Here is an 18,510-nt window from a genome sequence, read left to right as displayed (position 1 = left end):
CGTCTACCGTGGCAGTTCCATTCGGGTACAGGCTGCGCGTGTCGAACTATCCGCTTTCCTACAAATTGTCTTGGCTGCCGCGTTTCCTGAAGCCGACGCTTGGCGGCGACGCCCGTGGTTTTGCACCGGCGGCAGGAACGATGATCGAGCCGCCGCCGGGGCGGACGGTGCGGCTCGCCTTTGTCGGCGATATCTCGGCGGTGGCCAATCGCAGTGCGCCGCAATGCGACCCGGCGATCGCCACGTTGCTCGGCTCCGCCGATCTGGTGGTCGGCAATTGCGAAAGCCCGGTGGTGGAGCGACCGAGCGCGGCGATGGGCACGAAGCTTGGCACCCGTCACGCCATGACCGAGCGGTTTCTTGCCGAGACGCTGGCGGCCGTCGGCATCTCGCGCGAGAAACTGGTGCTATCGCTCGCCAACAATCATGTGCTCGATCAAGGCGTCGAGGGTTTCGACGAGACCGTGGCGGCGCTGAACCGTCTCGGCATCCGCAGCATCGGTACCGCCGCCGCCGGTCCGGTCGAGCGCCTTTCGGTCGGGCCGCTGACAATAGGCTTTGCCGCTTTCACGCTGTGGCGCAATGCCGGCGCGGCCGCGTACGCGGGCCGTGTGTCGATGCAAGGCGACCCGGCACGATGGCCGCGCGGCGCCGCCGTCGACCTCACCTGTGCCGTGCCACATTGGGATTGGGAATTCCGGCATTTTCCACAGGCCGCAACGCGTGCATTGGCACGGCATTTGGCCGCGCAAGGCGTCGGGCTGATCGCCGGCCACCATGCCCATGTCGTGCAGCCGGTGGAGCGGATCGGCAAGGCGCTCGTCGCCTATGGGCTCGGCGATTTCCTCGGCACCGCCTTTGCGCGCCAGCCGTGGCCCGGCCGCATCGGGGGCATCCTGACCGTCGATATCAGCGCTGACGCCGGCACGCGTGGCGCCATTGCCGCCTACCGGCTGCATCCCTTCATGCGGCTGCGCGCCGGCGACCATGAGCGGCTGGTTCCCATTGAGACGCTGGAGGGCGCATTAAGGCAAAACGTTACGGACCGTTTCGTTGCGGTTTTTGGTAACCGGGATTGATGGCCACAGTCGACTGGTGGCTCAGACAAATCGTGTGGTCTCACCACCATCCCAACGCTGTCGTCGCGCGACTTTCCGCAAAATCGGCTATTGTCCGAGATGGGTGTTCGGTCTTTCGACGGTGGTATGGCGATGGAAGCAGCGGATTTCATGCCTGATGAAGCTGACATCGCCGGCATCAAGAGCAATCTCGCGGCCTACGAGACCGAAAGGGCTTCGGCCTACCGGCAAGTCCGCTGGCGGGTGCCGCTGTTCATCGGACTGGTGCTGTTGTTCGTGGCACTCGTCGCCTGGCTTTTCAATATGATCGCCGATCCATACGAGCGATGGTTCTCGACACCGCATGTGTTCCTCTATGTCGTCGGGTTCGTGGCGGCGATCCTGCTCTATTTCCAGGCGATCAAGCCGACGAGCACGTTGCAGCACTCGTTCCGCAAAACGCTGCTGCCGATCATCTTCGGTTTTATTGAGGATATGCGCTACGAGCATGATGTGACGCCGAATTCGTTCGACCGGCTGCCGCGCGAGACGATCGGCACTTTTAACACCAGACGCTTCGACGACATCGTATCCGGCCGCTACGAGGGATTTCCGTTCGAGCTTTACGAAGCGGATCTCCGGCAAGGCACGGGCAAGAGCGGCACGATAGCATTCAAGGGGATCGTCGTTGCCTTCGAGACGATCGTGCCGTTCCCCGGCATATTGGTGGCGGCCCGCCGGACTGACATGGCCGTCGGGTTCTTCCGCGGCATGTTCGCCAGCAAGATGCAGGAATTGTCATGCGGGGTGCCCGAGCTCGATGCCGCCTACGACTTCCGCACCGACAATGTCGAGGCGGCGCAGCCGCTGGTGAGCGGCCGGCTGGCGCAGGCGCTGACATGGCTCAGCGAGACATGGCCTGATGACCCCGCCCGGGTTGCGCTCAATGGCGGCGATGGTTTTCTGCTGTTGCCGCAGAGGAAGGATTTTTTCGAGCTGCCTGATATCTCGGTGCCGCTCGACTACGCCAAGCATGTCGCGCCGATGATATCAGACATCGGCGCGATGCTGGCGACGGCGGCGCTGGTGCGCAAGATCGGCGCAAACGACGAGGCAGCGGGTTAGCCGCCGGGCATTTTCGCAGCCAGCCAGTTCGCCGACCGCTTGGCCATGCCGATGGTCGCGGATGCGGCGCGGCCAAAGTCGGTCTTGACGACGCCGTAACCATTCTTTGTGCGATACAGCACCGACCGTCCGCCATCGACCACAGAGTCATAGGCAACCGGTGTGGCAGCTTCCGTTTCCGTCGCCGTTGCCCGCGATCCGACAGCAACGCTCGGCCGATGGTCCAATTCCGAGGGGAGCGGGTCGGTGGCTGTCTGCGCTGCCGTCGTCAACTCGGGCATTGAGGCCGTCGCGGCAAGCTGCGACGACGGCGTTTGCGTCGTACGACAGATGCCTGAGACAAGCGGATAGTTGAAATTGCGCGCGTGCAACATCTGGCTTTTCATGGCCGCTTCGCAATCGGCGATGGACGACCACTTGGCCGGCGTCTCGCCGATATATTCGCAAAGCCTGGCATCGCAGTCGCAGCCGACGATGGTCATGGCGACAAGGGCGGTCTTGATCACGGTCCTGTCCCTCTGAGTTGCTTGAAAAATACCGCTGAGGTCCTTCGCGTGACCGAACAGGATGCGCGACGCTCAGGCATCGTCAATCACCGTGGAACAAGGCGGGATTTGGCCGCGATTGTGGAATGAGCGTGACGGGTACGCCACGGAACGGAACGTGGTCGCTGACTGTGGCCGAAAGGTCGCACCAATCGTAGTTGTGTTCGACTTGACGTCTGCTGCAAAGCTTCTGAATCAACGTCAGGAAGTTTCCCTCCGGGGCGATCGTAGTCGATCCGATGCGCGTGAGCCAGGCGGTCAAATCGCGAGAGAAGCCCAAACGACAGTCGGCGCCGGGATTTCTCCCAGCGCCTCCCTGTCAGATCAGGACACGGTCGCGGCAGCAACTTCCGTAAAGACGTCGCGCCATGCCGGCCTTGATGTTGACGGTCCTGCCAGTCACTGCGCGAGGGCAGCGCCGTTCGGGACCTCGCCAGTCTCCACCCTTGCGAGCTTCGTCCAGCGCGCCATCGAAGGTGTTTGCCGTCCTTCATGGCAGCATCGGTCCGCCGTAGGCGTTCGCACGCTTTCCGCGGCCCCGTAGGTCTCGGCATCCCTCCTCAAATCAGGCAAGCCTGCTTTCGTTCGGGGCCGTACGGGCCTCAGGAAATCCGCCGTTTCGCTTTGCCTTTCGACTTGGCGATCGGTAGCCGCCTGAGATGGGTTTAACATACGGGGGATAAGCTTCTGGCGAAACGGCCACGAGCCTGTGGATAGCGGGATTATCGGGGACCAAGTTCGGCGTCGGAGCGTTTTTCTGGACGAGATGCAGGAGGCGGGACACGGCCCTGATCTGCGGCGAGCAGCATGATCGAACATTCGGCCCTTGCCCCACGGAGCGGCGCGGGCTTCAATGCCGGCAAAGGATTTTAGGACAGCAGTGTCGTTGCCGTCCTTTGGGGAGGGCGTTCTTGAAGGTCGGGGTGGTTCTCAATCCGATTGCCGGTGGTGGCCGGCTCAGACGACATTGGCCTGAGGTCAGTGCTTCGCTCAGGAAAAATTTCGGCGATTTCGAGCTGCGCGAAACGCAGGCGACCGGCGACGCCGAACGGCTGGCGCTCGTCCTTGCCGCCAGCGGCTTCGAACTGGTGATCGCGGCGGGCGGCGACGGCACAGCCAGCGAAGTGGCCGACGGACTGCTGCAGGCGTTTGCAGAAAGCGGCCGGACGGCCGAGCTCGGCCTGCTGCCTTGCGGCGCCGGCATCGATTTCGCCCGCGGGCTCGGTCTTTCGGACGAGGTCGACTTGACGCTGAAGCGCATCGCCGAGGCCAAGGCTCGCAGGGTCGATGCCGGCCGCATCTCCTATGTTGATGACCATGGCGCGCTGGCCAGCCGTCATTTCATCAACATTGCCAGCCTCGGTCTTTCGGGCGCTACCGACCGGGCGGTCAACGCCGACAAGCGCAAGGGCAAGGTGTCGGCCAAGGCGCTGTTCTACTGGCGCACCGTGTGGGAATTCATCCGCTACCGGTTCCAGGACGTTGTGATCACCGTCGATGACGGCGTCCCGGTCGAGGCGCGCGTGGCGCTGGTGGCGGTGGCCAACGGAAAGTTCTTCGGCGGCGGCATGATGATCGCGCCGGATGCCGAACTGGACGACGGGCAGTTCGACATCGTCATCCTGCGGGCGGCGGGCAAGTTGAACCTGATCTGGGATATCCGTCTGCTCTATGGCGGGAGGCATCGCAACCATCCGGCGATCACCATTTTGCGCGGCAAGAAAGTGGTTGTCGAACCGTTGGGCGATGTGCAGAAGAACGGCGCGCTGGTCGACGTAGACGGTGAATCGCCAGGGCGCATACCGGCGACCTTCGAGATCCTGCCGGGTGCGCTTACGCTGAGGTATTGAATCAACGCGCTGAGAAACTGATTCAGGTCGTTACGGGCGTGATTTCGGCGATCCGGTCAATGTACTGAAATCGCGTGGTAATTACCTGATGTCAGAGCTCGAGCTTGGCCGGGAAACCCAGCGTACGATGAAGGCGTACCTCTCGCGCGCGCTCACGGCATCAACGGCGTCTGCATCATCTGCAGATGCAGGTCCGTACCGGTCCAGGGATGCGCCTCGCAGACGGCTTCGTCGAGCTCGACGCCAAGGCCTGGTTCCTTCGACGGAATGATGTTGCCGTCCTGCCATTCGATCTTCTTCTTCAGCAGCTTTTCGTGAAAACCGTCCCACTGCTTCAGCGATTCCAGGATGAGGAAGTTGGGCAAGGTCACGGCAAGCTGGATGTTGGCCGCACCGACGATCGGCCCGCAATAGCAGTGCGGTGCGACCTGGATGTGGTAGGCCTCGGCCATGGCTGCGATTTTCTTGGTTTCGAGAATGCCGCCGGAGCGGCCGAGGTCGGGCTGCAGAATGGTGGCGGCGCGGTTCTCGATGACGCGGGCGAATTCGAACTTGGTCGTCAGCCGTTCGCCGGTGGCGATCGGGATAGACGTGCCACGCGCCACCTGTGCCATCACTTCCGGCATGTCGGGCGGCACCGGTTCCTCGAACCACAGCGGATCGTAAGGTTCGATGGCGCGGGCCATGCGCAGCGCGCCCGATGCGGTGAACTGGCCATGCGTGCCGAACAGGATGTCGGCCCTTGTGCCGACCGCCTCGCGGATCGCCTTGACCATGCGGGCGGAGAGATCGATGTCGACGAGGCGCGGCTGGTGACCGTCAAAGGCGGTGTAGGGGCCGGCCGGATCGAGCTTGACGGCAGTAAAACCCTGCTCGACATATTCGAGCGCGCATTCGGCCGCCATATCGGGATCGTTGTAGACGTTCTTGCCGCGCGCATCCTCCGAGTGGACGCTGCCGCTGTGCGGATAGAGGTAGGTATAGGAACGCAGCGTTTCGTTCACCTGGCCGCCGAGCAGCTTGTAGACCGGCTTGCCGGCCTCCTTGCCGATAATGTCCCAGCAGGCCATTTCGAGCGCCGAGAAACAGCCCATGCCGGAAACGTCCGGGCGCTGGGTGAAGCCGGACGAATAGGCGCGGCGGAAGAAGTTCTCGATGTCGTGCGGATCGCGGCCGACGAGATAGCGCTCGGCCATGTCCTCGACCATTTTCGCGGTGACATGGGCCGAGAAGGTGGCGTTGTAGGCCTCGCCATAGCCGACCACGCCGCCGTCGGTGGTGAGCTTGACGAAGATGAAATATTTGCCGCCGATGCCGGGTGGCGGATTGCCGACAACCCAGGTTTTTACCTCGGTGATTTTCATTTTTGATCCTCCAGAACCAGCTCGGCGCCCTTCCATCCGGTCACGATCGAGGCGGCGTTGGTGTTGCCGGTGATGTTATCGGGAAAGATCGAGGCGTCGATGACGCGCAAGCCGGCGAGGCCGTGAACGGTCAGGCGCGGGTCGACAACGGCGCGCGCAGCGTCCGTTCCCATGCGACATGTCGAAACCGGGTGGTAGACGGTGCCCGAACGTTTCCTGAAATCCTGAATGAGATCGGCGTCGGAGGTGATTGACGGGCCCGGCAAAACCTCTTCCTCGATGATCTCGGCCATTGCCGGCATGGCGGCGATCTTCCGAATGAACTTCACCGCCGCCAGCATTTCGGCGACGTCCGCCTCGGTCGAAAAGGCATTGGCGACGATCTTCGGATAATCGTGCGGATTGGCGGAGCGGATCATGATCTCGCCACGGCTCGATGGACGGCAGTTGGACAGGCCGATGGAAAAGCCCGGCCACGGATCTGGGGTCAGGATCGGGCGTTCTCCGCTCTTCGGGATGACGGTCGAGAATGCCTGGAAATAAAGCTGCATGTTGGGCCGTGAAATAGCCGGGTCGGTGCGGAAGAAGCCGCCGGCATTGTTCATCGACAGCGACAGCGGGCCGGAGCGCATCAGCATGTATTGCATGCCGACCATGAGCTTGCCCCACCAGGGACGCAGGATCTGGTTGAGCGTCGGCAGCCTGCCCCGATACGTGTAGTTGATGCCGACATGGTCCTGCAGGTTCGCGCCAACATTCTCGCTAGCGTGGACGACGGGAATGCCGAGAGCGCCGAGCAGGGCCGACGGGCCGACCCCGGAAAGCTGCAGCAATTGAGGCGAATTGACCGAGCCGCCAGAAAGGATGACTTCGCGACCGGCGCGGGCAGTCTTCGTCTCACCGTTCTGCAGGTACTCGATGCAAACGGCGCGCTTGCCCTCGAACAGGATCCTGGTCGCCAGCGCGTTGATCTCGACGCGGACGTTTTTTCGCTTCATCGCCGGGCGCAGGAAGGCGCGGGCAGCTGACATGCGGCGGCCGTTTTTGGTGGTGATCTGATAGATGCCGACGCCTTCCTGGGAGGCGCCGTTGAAATCCGGGTTGAACGGCAGGCCGGCCTGATTGGCGGCCGCCAGATAGCGCTTGGTGAGCGGATGGACGGAGGTCGAGCAGTCGGTGATGTGCAGCGGACCGCCAACGCCGCGCCATTGGTCGGCGCCGGCCTGATTGTCCTCGAGCGCCTTGAAGGCGGGCAGCAGGTCGTCGAAGCCCCAGCCGGGATTGCCGGCCGCCGCCCAAGCGTCGAAATCCTCGCGCGCGCCCCGGATCCAGACCATGGCGTTGATCGAACTCGAACCGCCGAGCAGCTTGCCGCGCGGCCAGTGGTCGACATTGCCGGCGAGGCCCGGGTCCGGCTCGGTCTTGTAGTTCCAGTTGACCGCCGGGTCGAAGAAGGTCTTGCCGTAGCCGAGCGGCATCTGGACGTAGAAGCGGCGGTCGCTGCCGCCGGCCTCGAGCACCAAAACCGAAAAGCGGCCCGTGGCCGATAGTCTTTCGGCCAGAACCGAGCCGGCCGAGCCGGAGCCGACGATGATAAAATCATAGGTCTGCATGGTGGCTGCGGCCGGCTCCGAATTTTCGCTCAACCTAGACGCCGCAAGCCGCCGCGATCACCGGAGCTCCGGCATCGCCTGTGAAAAAAGCGACCGGCAGTTCGTTTGCATTCGGTGCCCTGCCCGAAGCGGCCCTTGCCTCGTGGGCAAGCGGTCCAAGCATCATACGCCATCATCAGAATTTTGCTTGAAATCATAACGCATGATCGGGCGGGCTGGCACCCTACGAGCGACGACCCTGAACCCGGCGCGAGCGAAGGTGGAGGCGTATCCACTGCCGGAAGCGCTCGGCGATACATCGGCATCAAAAGGATAGGCCTCAAGCGCAGGGGCATCTGCGCGCCTTGCGGCTTCCAGCGCCGCTGCGATCAGGTGGAATGTGATGCTTTGCCGGCGGTATGCTTTTCGCACGTAGAGGCAGGACAAGGACCAGACCGGCGCATCATCCACCCGCTTGAGCTGCCACAGCCGATCGAGCCAGGGCACGGCATCGCGCGGTGTCACCTGGCACCAGCCGACAGCAGTACCGCCGTCGAAAGCAAGTACGCCTGGGGAGGGACCATGCTCGACGACTTGCCGGAACGCAGCCTTGTTTTCCTCGCCTGGTCGCTTTCGATAACAACTGCCGATCCGCCCGTACATACACCAACAGCGACTGCAGACGGCGCTTTCACCGAACAGGTCTTCGAGGGCGGGCCATAGATCTGATGTCAGAGGGCGAGAGGTAAGTTTCATGTCAGCCTGCCTTCTCAACTCACTGTGTGCAGTTTAGCACTTGGCAGTGCGCGTTGACGCATCGGTGCCATCCCGATACGGGATCGGGAGAAGATCGATGTCGAGGGGATTTGGCGCATGGTTCATTAGGCGGACGGACGGCCCATCGGCGATCTGACGCTCAGGACGCTGGCCATGCCTTCTGACGCCAATGCGGCGGGCGACATTTTTGGCGGCTGGGTGATGGCACAGATGGACCTTGCCTGCGGCATCCGCGCCGCCGAGCGCGCCAAGGGCCGCGTGGTGACGGCGGCGGTGAAGGAAATGTCGTTCGCCAAGCCGATGAAGATCGGCGACACGCTGTGCATCTATACGCATGTCGAGCGCGTCGGCCGCACCTCGATGACGCTCAAGGTCGAGGCCTGGGCGCAGCGCTACCTCTCCGACCTGATGGAGAAGGTCACCCATGCCGATTTCATCATGGTGGCGCTGGACGGCGAAGGCAAGCCGAAGGCCGTTCCAGCGGAAAGCTGATCGGCTGGATGCGGTCGGCTTAAAGTCGAACGGCAACGCCGCTGCCAGCCTCTCGCAAGGAGACGCGAACAGCGATGCTGTGTGATGGTTTTCATATTCGCGTTCGCACATTTCCGTGACCATTCCGGCAGGACATGGGGAAAAGACAATGCGTCAACGACTGCTGAACGGCGCGTTGGCAGGCGCTTGCAGCCTTGTTCTGCCTGTTGGCCGGGACCGCCTAAACCGGGGTCAAACGAGACGAGGCCGCAGCCAGTTGCGCCTCCGAAAACCATAGCCTCAAGCGGCAAGTGATCAGGGTGCGGAATCTGCGTTGCGACGACGTAAGAAACCGGCGCGATGAGCGTGAGCAATTGCGGCAAAGGGGCGGCCTGCGCCATCGACGGCAAGGTGGCAATCGGGCCCGAAATCGAAGCGGGTCGAAAGCCGTCTGCAGGCCGGAATGCAGATGCAGCCGTAGAATTCGTCTACGCTACGCGTCGTGCGCAAACCCTTGCAGCGCAAGAGTTTCAGGCATGAAGCCCATCGAACCTCGCCCGCGCGGCCTTGACCCGCTCGGTGTTCTTGCGCGCCCAGTCGCCGAGCGCGCCGACCGGCACAAGAAGCTCGTAACCAAGGTCGGTCAGTTCGTAGTCGACGCGCGGCGGAATGGTGGGGAACACGGTGCGGGTGACGAAGCCGTCGCGCTCAAGCCCGCGCAATGTGGTGGTCAGCATCTTCTGCGAAATGCCGCCGACGGCGCTGCGCAATTCGTTGAAGCGCAGCGGCCCGTCACCGAGCTTGCCGACGACGAGTACGGTCCATTTGTCGCCGACGCGCTGCAGGATTTCCGAGATGGCGCGGCAGTCCTCGGTGCGGTGCGGGTGCCTTGGTAACAAAAAGGTGCCTCCTTGCGCCTCGTGAGCGTAGTCACTCATATAGCTCAGGTATCTAAACGATACCAGAAATTTGCCTAAAGGAGAGCCCCTCTATGTCCAAACCCAAAATCGCCATTGTCGTCGGTTCGACCCGCGCCGCACGATTTGCCGACGTTCCGACCCAGTGGATCGCCAAGATCGCCAAGTCGCATGCCGACATCGACGTGGAAGTGGTCGATCTGCGCGACTTCCCGCTGCCGTTCTTCGACGAGGTCGCATCGTCCGCCTGGGCGCCGTCGCAGAACGCAGTGGCGCAGCGCTGGCAAAAGAAGGTCGCGGAATTCGACGGCTTCATCTTCACCACCGCCGAATACAACCACGGCCCGACAGCCGTGCTGAAGAATGCGATCGACTACGCCGCCAATGAATGGAACAAGAAGCCGGCCGGCTTCGTCGGCTATGGCAGCGTCGGCGGCGCGCGTGCCGTCGAGCAGCTCAGATTGCATGCCGTCGAGCTGCAGATGGCGCCGGTCAAGTCGGCAGTCCATATTGCCTGGGGCGATTTCCTTGCCGTCCGACAAGGTGAAAAGAAGCTCGAGGAGCTCGAGCACCTGAACCAGGCGGCGGCCGCGCTGGTCAACGACGTTGCATGGTGGGCCAAAGTGCTGAAGGCGGCGCGTCAGGCCGACGTGGTGGCCGAAGAAGTCAAGGCGGCCTGAACCGCAGACCAGAACAATCCTCCCAAGGATTCCGGGGCGGCGCTTGCGTCGCCCCTTTTGATTCAGGCGATGGCTGGCTGCCGCGCCTGCCGAGGCCTGATGATACAGTTGGCGAGGCGGTTCATCTCGTTCAGCTCATCCGCATGGTGCTGGCCCCACTCGCAGAGCGCCAGAAGGATAGGCTCAAGGCTGAGGCCGAGGCGCGTCGCCGAATATTCGACGCGTGAGGGAATCTCGGCAAAGATCTCGCGTCTGACAAGGCCGTGTTCCTCCATTTCGCGAAGCTGCTGGATCAGCACTTTCTGAGTGATATCAGGCACCAGCGTCTTCAGCACCGACAGCCGCCGGGGGCCGTCGAAGAGATGGTAGAGAATGACGGCCTTCCATCGGCCCGAGATCACTTTCAGCGCGCGTTCCGCCGGCAGCAGCGGCAGTCTCTTGGTTGGCAGCCTTTTGGTCGGCCCCCTTTTGGTCGGCCCCCTTGTGGTCGGCATGGCCATGGTCACCTCCTGGTCAGCAGTGGACAAATGAGTGTGTAGTCGCGATCAGGCAGATAGTGGCAAATAGCAGCCGATGCCATAGCGATGGGTGCATGCCATGAGAGCCATTCAGCTGAACCGTTTCGGCGGTCCCGACGTCCTCGACATCGTCGAGATGCCGAAGCCGGAGCCGCAAACAGGCGAGGTGCTGATCCGCGTTCATGTGGCCGGCTTGAATTTCTTCGAGGTGTTGATGCGCGGGGACCGCTACGCGATGACGCCGCAATTGCCGATGGTTCTCGGCGTCGAGGCTGCCGGGACCGTGGAGGCGCTTGGTCACGGGGTCGACATCTCGCTGGCCGGGAGACGCGTCGCGGCGCCGCTGTTCGCTTCGAAGCGCCCGTTTGGCGGCTATGCCGACTATGTGACGATCGACGCATCGCTGGCCGTGCCTCTGCCCGACGCGCTCTCATTCGAAGACGCGACGGCGTTGATGGTGCAGGGACTGACGGCTTTTCATCTGCTGCGGCAAAGCCCGCCAGCCGGCAAATCGGTGCTGGTCACTGCAGCAGCGGGCGGTGTCGGCTCGTTGCTGGTCCAGCTCGCCAAACGCCAGGGCGCCAGCGCCGTGATCGCGGTCGCCGGCAGCAGGGCCAAGCTCGATCTTGCCCAGTCGCTTGGCGCCGATGCCGCGGTCGACTACAGCGCGTCGGATTGGCCGATGCGTGTGCGGGAGGCGGCTGGCGGCGCCGGCGTCGGTATCATCTACGACATTGTCGGCGGCTCGATGACGGCGGCATCGCTGGCAGCGCTCGCGCCTGGCGGAGAGCTGGTCTTTGCGGCGCTGGGCAGATACGCGATCAGCGCCTCGGACCTGGAAGCGATGATCAGTCGAAACCAGTCCTTGCGAGGTTTTGCCCTGCTGCCGCTGCTCTCCGCCGACGGCCTCAGGGCCAGCCTGTCGGAGCTTTTCCAACTTGCCGCCGGCGGCCAGCTTGCCGTGACGCTAGGCGGCCGCCATCCGCTCGACCGGGCCAACGAAGCGCATCGCCTGCTGGAGGAGCGCCGCTCGACCGGCAAGGTCGTGCTGATACCTTGAGTGGTGGTCGATTACTGCGTACCGGCCGATCGTGGAACCTGTCCGCTTTGCGCCTGGTATCGGCCATTGAGGTGACCGTTGCCACTGCCTGAAAGCAGATTGTTGGCGACCATTCTGGAGGCCGCGGTTGCGCCATCTGCGGAGGTTCGAGGCATCCCCGATGAACGGTAGCAGTCGGGCCCGTTCCAGAAGTTCCTGCACGAGTGCCTAGGACACATTATCTACACCTAATATATAACCTAGCCGATTTCGAAGAAATGGGACATAGTTGAGGAGCATATGATCTCTTGTTCATGAATCCGGGCGAGTCGCCCGGCAGCGATTGGAGATATGTCATGGCAGCCAATTGGGACCTTATGCAGACACTTAACAATGGTCGGGTCGAGTGGCCGACGGGTCCGATCACAGGCCTCAACCCCTCCGAAGAACCCAGGTGGGTCGACGCCTGGGTTGTGCAGGCTGGCGCTGGAGCCGCGTTACCGTTCATTAAATATGTGGGCCCCAGTCAAAGCTCAGGCCACACTCCACATTGGTCAGGTTGGGGGGCGGGGCCGTATACTATGTGGAAGGCAGACGACCCGGGGTGGGCATACGGAAAATTCACGAGCGGATTCGCACTGGGGATCGCGCTCTTGGCTTATCGGGATACCGCCACAAATCCCAATACCACTGAATTCGAATGGTGGTATGAGATAGTCTGGCTTGCATAACGGCCGCTAACTATCGAGCGCGGCATAGATGGAGGAATGAAATGCCCATCGACGATGTTTATATGAAGAGTTTCCAAAATCAGGTCCAGGTCCTTGAGAACATGAAGACGGGGATTGAGGCTGCGATCGGCAGGGCCCAAAAACGGCTCGCGGAAGTTGAGCAGCAAGTTAACGAGGGGAAATCTACTAAGGAAGCTATAGAGGACGTTTTTAAAAAAAAGTAAAGGTCCGGCGGCTCAAGGCAGTCGGTGTTGGTTCGGAATGACCAACACGGGTCAAAAAGCGGCTATTCATCGAACAGAGGCGAGCGGAAAAATTCGCGGGACCGTCAAGTTGCGACGATACTGCATGAGCGGCTTGCCAGGGGGACCGGTGAACTGGATCTGGACCAGATCGCAGATGAAGTCAGCGCGGCTGAAGGTCCGTCATCGGCGTTCGCAACGCGATCTCTATGGTTGCGTTACCCCGGCGAAGGCCACCAAATCCGCCACCGTGAAGTCTCCAGGCATGGACGAAGGAAGAATAGGTGTGAACCCACCGGGGACGTTCAGATAGGATGACGCGTCCCGCTTCAACATCCTCACAAACGTCTCCGCCACGATCCTACGGCCAACCGGACCCAACTGATTTCCGCCGGCGAGGACCGCAGCCTCGCGAAGGACGTAATACCACAGAGGCGTCTTTTTCAGCAGCAAGCCGCCGCTGGAATTCAGCACAGCCACTTCTGCCGCCGGCAACCCGGATTTCAGCTGCGCCGCGGTCATCGGCGCGATGCCGAATGATTTAGCCATGCCCTGTCCGCTCGGCAGACCGAGAGCCAGACCGCGCCGGAGGTTTCGCGTTGCCAGAATCGCCATCATTCCCGAGAATCCGGGCAACGATTCCAGTCCATTGGCCATGAAGCTGTCGATTTTCCGGGCCTTGTTGTGAACCGGTACCGATACTCCCGTGTCAAAGAACGCGTTGAAATCAACGACCCAGTTTGAAAAGACCGGCAGCCGCGGATTGCGATTGAACTCAAACACCTGCGCGAGAGTGGCCTTCTTGAAGTTGAAATTCACCCAGTACGTATCACGGATCATACTGTGGCCGAACCGGTACGCTGCCACGGCGAACTCGACGGGCATTCGGAACGAGCTGCCGACGGGAGCAGATACGCTCGCCATCGCGTTGTTCACGGCAGCCACTCCGCAGATTCTTTCCAGAAAGTCATGCACCACGGCCCATTGGTAGTGATGTATCACGATTCGTTTGGCCTCTGCGAAGATGTCGCCCGCAAACTCGACTGCCACCAGCAGCTCAACGACGGCATTATGGAAACGCAGCATAGCGTGCTGGAACTGCACGATGATCAGATTTTCGTCGTTGCGCGGATCGCCGATCGCGGCAGTATTCGTACCCTGCATGCGGGGCACATCCCAGTTCGTCTGCTGGACCATCCCCGATTTGTCACCGTTGTTGCTGGGGCCGCCCGAACCAATAGGAGTGTTCGTGCCCCTATGCAGCTTAATCGCGGTAGCTGGACCAGATGTAGGAAAAACGTAGAGAAACGGATCTAAGCCAGGCCCGCGGCCGTAAACGGAATCCAGATCGAGCGCCGGGCTTCGCATGTTATTGATCGTGTTCGCGCCGGTATCGGCGTCGAGAGTCGACGAGACGTCGAACGTGATGTCATGGTCCACAAACTGACCAAAATAGGTGAAGCCTGCTGGTAGCGAAGACACGCCCGCGTCTGCCGGATTGTGAGACGCAGGATTGGGATCACGGCCGGAGTCTGCCATCATGTTACCGAGCTCGCCGAGGAGTAATTGCGTCACGGCATTGAATGGCAACTTCGTTGCCGCACGGGTGGACGCTGACGACATGTATCCGAAACGATCTGCACAGGCAGAACTCAGCCAGGGAAACGGGAACCAGTAGAGCGGAATTTTAACGCCGTGAAAACGTCGAAGCTCCGGCTTTAGTGCGGCGATAGACTCTTGGACGTCTTCCGGTAATTTCTCCGCGGGAAGGTCCGCCGGCTTGATGCGATTGGCACTGGCCAACAGTTGCTCCAGCGAAACGGTGGGCCTCAGATTCGTTTCGGTCACGCGCTTTCGCAGCTCCGACAGCACGATCGGCTTTGGGTTGACGAATCCTTTGGGAATTGATGTCTTGTTGAGAAATTCGCGGACCGGCTCGGGAATTTCGGAAGTTGCGGCTGGGTTCGCTGTCTCAGCTTTTCGCTTCGTAGGCTTCGTCCCACCGAGGCGCTTGGGTGTCTGTTTCGCTGGGGCTTTCTTTTTCGTGACCATGCTTGACCTCTGAAAATGATTTCAGGAAGTAGCACCCTCACCCCATGGGAAAGGGGGCCTTCAACAAGTTGGGATTAAGCAGAAAGGCCCATGCAGGCGCCACCCGGCTGGAGGACCCAAATATCGAGCCTCAGCACTGTCTCGCCCGGTCCAGCTCTAGGGGCCAGCGGTGAGACATATTTATGCTCGTCGATCGTATCGAAGTTCGGTGGCATCACATTACCTCCGATCCAGAGCGGTTCACAAGGAGGTGCGGGCGGTGCCCCTTGCCGCCTTCCGACGGTGTCACATTTTGACGAGTTTGCCTAGGCGGAGCTGGGTCGCGGCCGCGGCGACCACGTTTCCCTTCAGCTCGTAGAGATGCAGCGCTCCGGACACAGCGGCGACCGCCTCGTCGCCTCGGCGGGCGGCCTCGAGCACGTGCGACAGGTCGACCAGTGCATCCGCCCGGTCGTTGACGAAGTCGGTCGCTTCGGCGATCGTCACGGCTTCGCGCGCGAGCGCCTCCGCCGCCCGGAGCTCTGCCCGCCGCGCATGCACGCGTGCGCGCACGCGGCGCCAACGGACCTGCGTCACCAGGTCTCCGCTCGCAGCCAGCTGGGCGCTGAGTTTAGCAAAGTCCTCGGCCTCTTCGTCGCGTCCCTGTTCGAGGATCACCACGGCGAGAGACGCGGCCATCGTCGAACGGAACGCGCGTTCGCCCATCTCCTCAAGCGCGCGATACGCCGCGCGCGCGCTCCTCTCGGCCGCAGCGGGGTTCCCGGCGAGCAGCTCGATGACGGCCTCGTGCTCTGAGGACGCCACGTAGAGCGTAAGGCCGAGGTCGGCGTAGGTGGCGTTGCTCGTCGCGATCAGCTCGCGGGCAATCGCGAAGCGGCCGACAATCGCGTTGAGGCACGCGAGCTGGCGGAGGATCGCTGCCTCGGACTCGGGGCTTTCGCCCACCTGCACGCGCATCGCCTCGCAACGGCGGATGCCTTCGGCTGCCGGGGTGGGCCCGAACCACAAGGAGGAAGCGATCCACGTGAGGATTTCGTAGTACTCATGCCAATCCCCCGCACGTCGCGCGTGAGCAGCAGCTTGCTCCCAAGCTGCAATGGCGGCCTCGCCGCGAGCTGCGGTGAAGGATAGCCAGGCCTCGAGCCGCCGTGCGCGGCAGAGGCCGAGGTCGTCCCCGAGGCGCTCGAAGACCGGGATCACCGCAGCTGCCGCGCGTGCCGCCTCCTCCAGCCCGCCCTCTTCGCCGTGGAAGATCCGGAGGAACTGCCGCTGAACGAGCACATGCGCTGCCAAGCGCTGGTCGTCAGCGGCAGCGGCCAAGCGCTCCGCCTCGTCCAGCGCGCGCCCGGCGTCGTCCAGCCGGCCGCTTTCGATCAGCGCGCCGCTCAAGTCGGCGAGCAGCACGATCCGCCGTGTGTCATCGGTGGGAAGCAGCCGGGAAACCCTCTCAAGCAGGCTGATCGCCGCCGGCAGGTCACTGCGGACAAGCGCCCGCCGCCCGGCTGCCTCGAGCCGCTCGCACGCCCGGGCGGCAAGCGAGGCCGCGCGCACGTCGCGCGGACCGAGCGCGACACGGTACTGAAAGGCCTGTTCGAGGTGATAGCCGACAATCTCCTCAAACTCGCGTAGCCGGTCCGCGGCCGCTAGCTCGAGCCAGGCGGCGAAGCGCTCGTGCAGGTCGGCGCGCGCATTCTTCGGCAGGGAGCGATACGCGGCGTCGCGGATCAGGACGTGACGGAAGCGATAGGCCTTCTCGCCGGCGAACAACGGCGCCTCCGGGCGGATCAGGTCCCGGCGGACGAGCGCGAGCAAGCCGTCCTCGAATGTGTCGAGCACCGGGCCGGCGAGCTCGCTGACGGCGCTCCGATGGAATACTGAGCCCTCGACCGCTGCGGCCGTCAGGAGGGCGCGCTCGACGGACGGGAGGCCCTCGAGACGGGCAGTGAGAAGCGCGTTGATAGTCGAGGGGACGGGCAGCTCAACGAGGTCCGACGCGGCGACCCAGCTGTCGGGCGCGTGCCTGAGCAACGCGTCGTCGACGAGCATCGCCACGAGTTCCTCAGCGAAGAGCGCATTGCCCTCGGCCGCGCTCGCGATCCTCGACTCGGCAGCGGGCGGCAGCGGCGCGGGGCCAAGCAGGTTGGAGATCAGCTCGCGGCATTCCGCGTCGCTGAGCCGCTCGAGGACGATCGACGTCGCGTTGCGTTTGCCGGCCCCCCAGCCAGGACGCGAGTCGAAGAGCTCCGGCCGCGCGATGCAGATGAGCAGGATCGGGAAATCGCGTGAGAAGTCGGCGACGTGCTCGACTAAGTCGAGGAATGTCGACTCGGCCCAATGGACGTCGTCCACCACAACGACGAGCGGCCCCGCTCGCGCGAGCGCCTCAAACAGCCTCCGGACGGCCCAGGCGGTCTCCTCGGTCGTCCCTTGTCCCGCGCCGCCAAGCCCGAGCGCCCCGGTCACACGCTCGGCAATCAGCCCGGCCTTCTCGTCGCCTGTGAGCCGCGCCTCGATCACCGCTGCGAGCTGCTTGCCGGAGTCCGGTCCCTCCGCGCGGGTAAGCTCCCGGACGATCTCGGCCAGCGGCCAATAGGTGATGCCCTCGCCATAGGGCAGACAGCGGCCGTGCAAGACTGTGACATCCTCGGCAAGGCCGCTCGTGAACTCCCGTACGAGCCGCGACTTTCCCACACCCGCGTCGGCGAGAATGGTGACCAGGTGGCAGGTTCTATCGCCGACCGCGTTGCGGAAGACGGTCTCAAGCAAGGCTCGTTGGCGTTCGCGCCCGACGAAAGGCGAGTCGAAGCGGCGCGCAACGCCCGGGGCGTGGGCGAGGACTTCTAACACGACGAGGGCGCGGATGGTCGCGCCGCGCTTGAGTGCGCGCGGCCCGCTCGGCTCGACGACAACCGCATCGCGCACGAGCTTGTGCGTCGGCTCCCCTATCAGGATCTCATTCGCCGTCGCTGCCTCCTCAAGGCGCTTCGCGACAATGACGGCCTCTCCGGCGACTGACAAGTATCCCTGCGTTTGGTCGCCGGCGATCACCTCGCCGGTGTTGATGCCGATTCGGTTCATAAGGCGGACGCCCCAACCGGCTTCGAGCTCGTGGTTAAGGATGGCAAGTGTTTCGCGCATCTCCACCGCTGCCCGCACCGCGCGCAGCGCGTCGTCTTCGTGGACGAACGGCATGCCGAACACAGCCATGATCGCGTCCCCGATATAGTTGTTCACGATTCCGCCGTGCCGTTGAACGACGGCGCTCAACTCGCTGAAGTACCGGGAGAGCAGGTTCCGGAGCGCTTCGGGATCGAGGGAGAGGCTAAGCCGCGAGGAATCGACGATGTCGGCGAAGAGGATGGTGACCGTCTTGCGGGCGTCCGGCCCGGGCTCCCGCGCGTCCGGCGCTGCCGGCTTAGCTGGAACCGAGGAAGCCACCTTAGGCCTCCGCTTCGGGTTCGGCCGGGGATGGTTATCCGATGACATGGCACGACTCCGTGTCTTAGCCTCTCCACGCCGCTGACCTAGTTGCGGATTGTCATGGGTGCT

General features: G+C 62.9%; 15 protein-coding genes. 7 read left to right on the top strand and 8 right to left on the bottom strand.

Annotated features, from left to right (window positions below; all coding sequences use genetic code 11):
• Positions 1-38: 38 nt before the first annotated feature.
• Both CIT26_RS05340 and CIT26_RS05335 read left to right on the top strand, forming a co-directional pair.
• Entirely contained in the window at positions 39-1,079 is a 1,041-nt protein-coding gene (locus CIT26_RS05340) for a CapA family protein (RefSeq protein WP_095491664.1), read from the top strand.
• Between the two features lie 132 nt (positions 1,080-1,211).
• Positions 1,212-2,183: a DUF3137 domain-containing protein gene (locus CIT26_RS05335; protein WP_095491663.1), complete on the top strand. Its 972-nt coding sequence runs from the start codon at positions 1,212-1,214 to the stop codon at positions 2,181-2,183.
• On the opposite strand, the gene CIT26_RS05330 is transcribed toward CIT26_RS05335, so the two are convergent.
• Positions 2,180-2,689, bottom strand: a complete 510-nt coding sequence (locus tag CIT26_RS05330) for a hypothetical protein (protein ID WP_095491579.1) — start codon at positions 2,687-2,689, stop codon at positions 2,180-2,182. The genes CIT26_RS05335 and CIT26_RS05330 overlap by 4 nt on opposite strands.
• 950 nt (positions 2,690-3,639) lie before the next feature.
• Here CIT26_RS05330 and CIT26_RS05325 point away from each other — a divergent pair.
• Positions 3,640-4,578 carry a diacylglycerol/lipid kinase family protein gene (locus tag CIT26_RS05325; RefSeq protein WP_095491578.1) on the top strand — a complete coding sequence of 313 codons (939 nt, stop codon included), beginning with the start codon at positions 3,640-3,642 and terminating at the stop codon, positions 4,576-4,578.
• 152 nt (positions 4,579-4,730) lie between these two features.
• Here the strand turns inward: CIT26_RS05325 and CIT26_RS05320 are convergent, their stop codons facing one another.
• The 3 genes from CIT26_RS05320 to CIT26_RS05310 form a co-directional block, all read right to left on the bottom strand.
• The gene (locus CIT26_RS05320; RefSeq protein WP_095491577.1) at positions 4,731-5,942 is read right to left on the bottom strand and encodes a mandelate racemase/muconate lactonizing enzyme family protein; all 1,212 of its coding nucleotides are present in this window, start codon (positions 5,940-5,942) and stop codon (positions 4,731-4,733) included.
• Entirely contained in the window at positions 5,939-7,555 is a 1,617-nt protein-coding gene (locus tag CIT26_RS05315) for a GMC family oxidoreductase (RefSeq protein WP_095491662.1), read from the bottom strand. The genes CIT26_RS05320 and CIT26_RS05315 overlap by 4 nt, the downstream gene beginning before the upstream one ends.
• A gap of 162 nt (positions 7,556-7,717) precedes the next feature.
• Positions 7,718-8,290 carry a GNAT family N-acetyltransferase gene (locus tag CIT26_RS05310; RefSeq protein ID WP_206072724.1) on the bottom strand — a complete coding sequence of 191 codons (573 nt, stop codon included), beginning with the start codon at positions 8,288-8,290 and terminating at the stop codon, positions 7,718-7,720.
• Positions 8,291-8,464: 174 nt separating this feature from the next.
• Between CIT26_RS05310 and CIT26_RS05305 the strand changes: the two genes are divergently transcribed.
• On the top strand, positions 8,465-8,803 hold the full coding sequence (locus CIT26_RS05305) for an acyl-CoA thioesterase (RefSeq protein ID WP_095491575.1): 339 nt from the start codon (positions 8,465-8,467) through the stop codon (positions 8,801-8,803).
• 509 nt (positions 8,804-9,312) lie between these two features.
• Here CIT26_RS05305 and CIT26_RS05300 read toward each other — a convergent pair.
• Positions 9,313-9,681: a winged helix-turn-helix transcriptional regulator gene (locus tag CIT26_RS05300; protein ID WP_167391288.1), complete on the bottom strand. Its 369-nt coding sequence runs from the start codon at positions 9,679-9,681 to the stop codon at positions 9,313-9,315.
• Between the two features lie 92 nt (positions 9,682-9,773).
• Between CIT26_RS05300 and CIT26_RS05295 the strand changes: the two genes are divergently transcribed.
• Positions 9,774-10,379: an NADPH-dependent FMN reductase gene (locus tag CIT26_RS05295; RefSeq protein ID WP_095491573.1), complete on the top strand. Its 606-nt coding sequence runs from the start codon at positions 9,774-9,776 to the stop codon at positions 10,377-10,379.
• A 62-nt stretch (positions 10,380-10,441) separates the two neighbouring features.
• Here the strand turns inward: CIT26_RS05295 and CIT26_RS05290 are convergent, their stop codons facing one another.
• Positions 10,442-10,879 carry a winged helix-turn-helix transcriptional regulator gene (locus CIT26_RS05290; RefSeq protein WP_245319126.1) on the bottom strand — a complete coding sequence of 146 codons (438 nt, stop codon included), beginning with the start codon at positions 10,877-10,879 and terminating at the stop codon, positions 10,442-10,444.
• 97 nt (positions 10,880-10,976) lie between these two features.
• Between CIT26_RS05290 and CIT26_RS05285 the strand changes: the two genes are divergently transcribed.
• Both CIT26_RS05285 and CIT26_RS05275 read left to right on the top strand, forming a co-directional pair.
• Positions 10,977-11,957: a quinone oxidoreductase family protein gene (locus CIT26_RS05285; protein ID WP_095491572.1), complete on the top strand. Its 981-nt coding sequence runs from the start codon at positions 10,977-10,979 to the stop codon at positions 11,955-11,957.
• Positions 11,958-12,708: 751 nt separating this feature from the next.
• The gene (locus CIT26_RS05275; protein WP_027151090.1) at positions 12,709-12,891 is read left to right on the top strand and encodes a hypothetical protein; all 183 of its coding nucleotides are present in this window, start codon (positions 12,709-12,711) and stop codon (positions 12,889-12,891) included.
• A gap of 225 nt (positions 12,892-13,116) precedes the next feature.
• On the opposite strand, the gene CIT26_RS05270 is transcribed toward CIT26_RS05275, so the two are convergent.
• Together CIT26_RS05270 and CIT26_RS05265 are read right to left on the bottom strand one after the other, a co-directional pair.
• Positions 13,117-14,961: a peroxidase family protein gene (locus CIT26_RS05270; RefSeq protein WP_095491570.1), complete on the bottom strand. Its 1,845-nt coding sequence runs from the start codon at positions 14,959-14,961 to the stop codon at positions 13,117-13,119.
• A 285-nt stretch (positions 14,962-15,246) separates the two neighbouring features.
• Positions 15,247-18,399 carry an ATP-binding protein gene (locus tag CIT26_RS05265; RefSeq protein WP_245319113.1) on the bottom strand — a complete coding sequence of 1,051 codons (3,153 nt, stop codon included), beginning with the start codon at positions 18,397-18,399 and terminating at the stop codon, positions 15,247-15,249.
• Positions 18,400-18,510: the final 111 nt, after the last annotated feature.

This window comes from Mesorhizobium temperatum, from assembly GCF_002284575.1.
Classification (GTDB): Bacteria; Pseudomonadota; Alphaproteobacteria; order Rhizobiales; family Rhizobiaceae; genus Mesorhizobium; species Mesorhizobium temperatum.
Note: the sequence above shows the minus strand (reverse complement) of the source record. Positions and strands in the feature narration are given on the sequence as shown.